Source organism: Clostridium sp. HV4-5-A1G (assembly GCF_900184915.1).
Taxonomy (GTDB): domain Bacteria; phylum Bacillota; class Clostridia; order Clostridiales; family Clostridiaceae; genus Clostridium_B; species Clostridium_B aromativorans.
The window spans coordinates 1-4,827 of sequence record NZ_FXYI02000226.1 but is presented as its reverse complement, the minus strand read 5'-3'; the positions used below and the strand labels follow the sequence as shown (position 1 = coordinate 4,827).

5 protein-coding genes are annotated in these 4,827 nt (G+C 28.0%); 3 read left to right on the top strand and 2 right to left on the bottom strand.

Annotation, left to right across the window (positions count from 1 at the left end):
* Positions 1 to 561, bottom strand: a 561-nt coding sequence (locus J5G60_RS16690) for an AraC family ligand binding domain-containing protein (protein WP_207876584.1), incomplete at its 3' end; no start/stop codon positions are given.
* A 591-nt stretch (positions 562 to 1,152) separates the two neighbouring features.
* The gene (locus tag J5G60_RS16685) at positions 1,153 to 1,341 is read right to left on the bottom strand and encodes a Spo0E family sporulation regulatory protein-aspartic acid phosphatase (protein ID WP_150358783.1); all 189 of its coding nucleotides are present in this window, start codon (positions 1,339 to 1,341) and stop codon (positions 1,153 to 1,155) included.
* A 132-nt stretch (positions 1,342 to 1,473) separates the two neighbouring features.
* Here J5G60_RS16685 and J5G60_RS16680 point away from each other — a divergent pair, with 132 nt between their 5' ends.
* From J5G60_RS16680 to J5G60_RS16670, 3 genes are all read left to right on the top strand, one after another.
* Positions 1,474 to 1,722 (top strand): helix-turn-helix domain-containing protein, encoded by a 249-nt coding sequence (locus J5G60_RS16680; RefSeq protein WP_150358784.1) that lies wholly within the window; start codon positions 1,474 to 1,476, stop codon positions 1,720 to 1,722.
* Between the two features lie 484 nt (positions 1,723 to 2,206).
* Positions 2,207 to 3,598 (top strand): cell wall-binding repeat-containing protein, encoded by a 1,392-nt coding sequence (locus tag J5G60_RS16675; RefSeq protein ID WP_150358785.1) that lies wholly within the window; start codon positions 2,207 to 2,209, stop codon positions 3,596 to 3,598.
* A 265-nt stretch (positions 3,599 to 3,863) separates the two neighbouring features.
* Positions 3,864 to 4,721: a PIG-L deacetylase family protein gene (locus J5G60_RS16670; protein WP_150358786.1), complete on the top strand. Its 858-nt coding sequence runs from the start codon at positions 3,864 to 3,866 to the stop codon at positions 4,719 to 4,721.
* Positions 4,722 to 4,827 lie beyond the last annotated feature (106 nt).

Sequence of the window (4,827 nt, the reverse complement as noted above, 5' to 3'; positions counted from 1 at the left end):
ATTTTTATCAATATATTTAATCATCCTATTTATTGCATTAAATTTCTTTTGGTTAGTCATAAAAGCTGCAGAATAAACTTCTTTAGGTGGAAAATATGAAATAATAGTATATATTAAAGAATAAAATAGACTCTCGAAAAGTAATTTATGTTCTGGAGATTCTTTATTACAACATAGAATCATTTGAGAAAGATAAGATCTTATCAACACAAATTGTTTCTCATTTCTAGTTTTTTTCGATGAATTTAGGTTAAAGTATAAAAGTCCTACATTTTCATAATATTCTTTAAAAAACATCGGGTCTATATGTAGTACCATAGCAATGCTATTTGGTTTTTGTGCTAGTGTTGCATGACCAATATTTGAATTGATTAATATCATGTCATCAGTTTCAAAATTTCTGCTTGTACCATTTGTACAAACTTCTACCTTACCATTCATAATAAGTAGTAATTCCAAATCGTTGTGCCAATTATAATGATATGAGCCAATTGTATAAATATATTGTTTTAGATTTATATTTTTATTAGATTTATTGTATGTGTAATAAAATTGTTTCAAATAAATTCACCTTCCGTTCTAACCTTAATTGAAGAATACTTTTTCATAATGGCTACTTAAATATTATCATAATCATTTAAGAAATTCTAAAAATAATGTTTTACAAACTTATATCTGTTGAATGCAGAATCTTTTTTAAAACATATATCATAATCAAACATCTGAATTTATTTCCTTTTTGTAGAATTTATGAATATTTATTTTACATTTATCAAATGACCTGTAAATCTTCTTAAACAGGATAATACCAGCAAACGTATTACCTTGTTTCCAGAAAATCGAAAAAGTGTCTGAACAATGCCCCTACTTACGACAGTAGTTCAGAGTATGAAAAAGATAACTAAAATGCTGGTTTTTTGAACAATCTGGAGGGACAAAAACTGTATATATTATATATTTGAGAACATACTTGACTTTATGATCCCATGCACAATTTTTTTCTCCACAATTATGATAATTTCTTATTTATAATTGCTTTAAAATTTGATATTTCTTGCAGTATAAAATTAAAAAGATTCCCATTAAAAATAGGAATCTATCTGATTTTATGAAATAGAATTGCATTTTTCTATAAATTTCAAATAAAATACTTCAAATTTCTTGATTAAAATTCTTAATATAGTCAACTATAATATTATCAAGTTCTTCACTTGCAGCCAATATGTCTTTATTTTTTTCAATATCTTTGTACTCTATATTTTTGATGATATCATTATTAAGTTTTTCTCTCAAATTTTCTATCTTTCCCTTAATCATTAATCTATCTTTTATTTCACCCAAAATATATCGTCTCCTAACATTTTGTTGTTATCTATATTTATTATTTGTTCATCTTTAGCAACATTATATCAATATGAAATTGTAAAATCAACTTAAAAAGTTAATCTTTAGCACAAAAGGTAGTGGGTAATTTTGAAAATATATTGGCATGGAGGAAACAAAAACATAATAGGTACTAGAGTAAAAAAAGCTCGAAGTATGCACAAGCCCCGTCTAACCCAGGAAAACTTAGCTGCAAAACTTGAACTCATGGATATTAGAATTGATAGAATATCAATTTCAAGAATTGAATCTGGAGATAGATTTGTAGCAGATTATGAAGTAGTTGGAATAGCTAAGGCCTTAGATGTATCTTTAGATTGGCTTTTAACTGGAAAATAAATTACAAGTATTCTTTATATTATTAATGAAATTTATCCATGATAATCATCTATAATCTATATCATAAAAATTAATTTTGTATTCCACTAAATGTTAAATCTATATATAATTCCAATTCATATTGAATTAAACTCAAATCTTTTCATTTAATCTATAAATTATTTATTTACGTCAATTTTATCTATTCTTTAAAATCACCTACATTTTAGTTATTTTATATGCTATTGCTTATTTCTCTATAATACTATAACCTATAAAATTAAATTGCGGGATGATTCTAAATAAAAAATTCTGTAAATAACAAAGCCATATGAGAAGGAATAAAAGTAGAACGTGAAAATTTAAATTTGACAACAAAAGAGTTTTCTGAATTTATTTCCATATCCAATGTATTTCTATCACATAAAATTAAGTTATTTTATGGTACAATTGTAATATACTTTTACATTAATTATATAAAAGTATTAATAATGGAGGGAGTAAAATGTTTAAAAACAAATTAATATTTGTATTGTGTGCAATAGGTATATCTCTTTTTATGTCATCTAAAGTAATGGCTGCAAATTATGCTCCATATGTTCAGCGTATCTGTGGAGATGATAGATATGCTACTGCTATTGAAGTATCTAAAAATGGTTGGGCTAATGGTTCAGAATATGCTGTATTAGCTAACGGACAAAACTTTCCAGATGCTCTCAGTGCAGCTCCCCTTGCTAAAAAATATAATGCACCTATTCTACTAAATCCAGACTCAGATTTAGATAGTAGAGTTGAAAATGAATTACAAAGATTAGGGGTAAAACAAATATTTATTATTGGAGGTCCATCGGTAATATCTGATACCATTAAAAATAAGCTTGAAGGACTTAATATAAAAACTACACGACTTTGGGGACAAAATAGATATGAAACGTCCATTAAAATTGCAGAACAATTAAATTTTAATGGACAAGTTGTAGTAGTAAATGGTGAAAATTTTCCTGATGCTTTATCTATAGCACCTATTGCTGCTGAAAAATCTATGCCAATTATACTAACGCTGCCAAATACTTTACCTGAGTCTGCAGCTAATTATGTAAAGAATAACAAAATAACAAAAACATATATTATAGGAGAAAAGGATGTAGTAAGCGATAATATTGCAAATAGTTTTCCTAACAGCGAGAGAATATGGAACAGCAATTATGTTTATAATGGCAGCAGCAGATATGATACTAATATTGCAGTATTAAATAAGTTTAGGAATGATCTAAACCTTAGTAATATTTACTTAGCAAGTGGTGAAAATTTTCCTGATGCTTTGGCAGGTTCAGCTTTGGCTGCTAAAAATTCTTCTGCTATTGCATTGGTAAATGGTTCTTTGGAAGCATTTACTATTCATAATGATGATATTTATAATGATGATGATATTCATAATTACGATAATATTTTAAGTATTCGTAACTTTTCAAGCTTAAATAAGCCTTTTAGAGTCTTAGGTGGTACTAGTTCTATAAATGATACTATTATAGGCAGCCTTGCAATTAGTCGATTTGAAACCGATAATAACACTACTAGTTACACAGATAATGTAAATAGTGTTATTGTAGATGGAGATTGGGTATATTACCATAAAGAATATAGCATGCGTGTTGGAGATGAATGGGAGATAAAGGAATCATTCTTATGCAAAATAAAAAAGGACTTGACCGGGTATACTGTCTTACTAGATACAACAAAATATAATAATCAAGGATCTCGTCCTACTGGCATGCAATATTATATAACTAAAATAGAAAATGGTTGGATATATTATGGCAATACACGTGCATACTTTAAGGTAAGAATTGATGGTACTGAAAACACTTGTTTAGGTGGTAAACCTGATTATAGTTAATAATTTTTACAATACTTAAAGACTTTCAAATAATTGGATTTAGTATACTTTAAAAGATAGTGCTTTGTATAAAATATTAAAATTAATTGTATTGCAATATAAAAACTGTAACTGAAAATCAAAATTTCCAGTTACAGTTTTTTATAGGTTGAATTAAAATTGTATAAAAAAATAGTTTACATTATGGCTGTTTTCCTCTTTTTATATATTGTATAGCAAATTAATTTGCAGCATAAAAGAATTTAAGTTTAGGAGGAATAATATTATGACAAAAGCAGCTTTATTTTTACCAGCTCATCAGGATGATGAAATACTTTCTTTCGGAGGTGGAATAATAAACCACCTAGCTAATGGATTTATGGTCTATGTGGCAACAATTACAGATGGTAGCGCCACAAATGTTAAGAATAATTATATTAATAATCCAGATTATTCATTAGAATGGTTTATTAATGTAAGGGATCAAGAATCTGGAAACGCTATGACCGATATGGGTATAACTGCTAGATTAGAGGCTTCAGAAGGAAGAATAGTAGATCATACTGCAAATGCAGATCCTAATTATAATATAACTGATAGCACTAAAGGATGGGATGTAGGCTATATGGGAAATGATATAAGGTATAACCATGTTAACCAAGAAATTGTATCTAGAGTAAGAGATCTTTTAAATCAAGTAAGTAACAGAACAGGTGTAGATACAACTTCTATAGCTGTTAAATGTCACAGCCATATGGATTCACACCCTGACCATAGAGCAACAGCTGCAGCTTGCTTATACTTATACCATTTAGGTGAAATAGAAGACCTTAGACTTTATGTATCACCTTATCAATGGGATCAAGATTTGGAGTGTCGCGCTCCAGATACTAATGAACTTATTTATCCTTTTAAAAGTGCAGCTTTTTTAGGTGCTGGACAGGAAAGATATTCAAGTGCATCTGCAGATCAAGAGTATTTAAATGCAATTGAAGAACATGTTGCTACCACATCTGTATGTGGAGGATATAAAGGTTATGCAACCTATGGAATAGGATATCAGTCAGTTGCTGAACCATTTGATATATGTGTAGAAAGAAAATATTCCATGGTTCATACTCCACCAGAATTAATAACTGACTAATAAATTGAAGGGATTAGTCCCCTCAATTTATTCAATAAAGAATATTTTAAGATGTATAAATTGTAGGGTTTATATCATATTTTGAATATATATGATTAATACACTT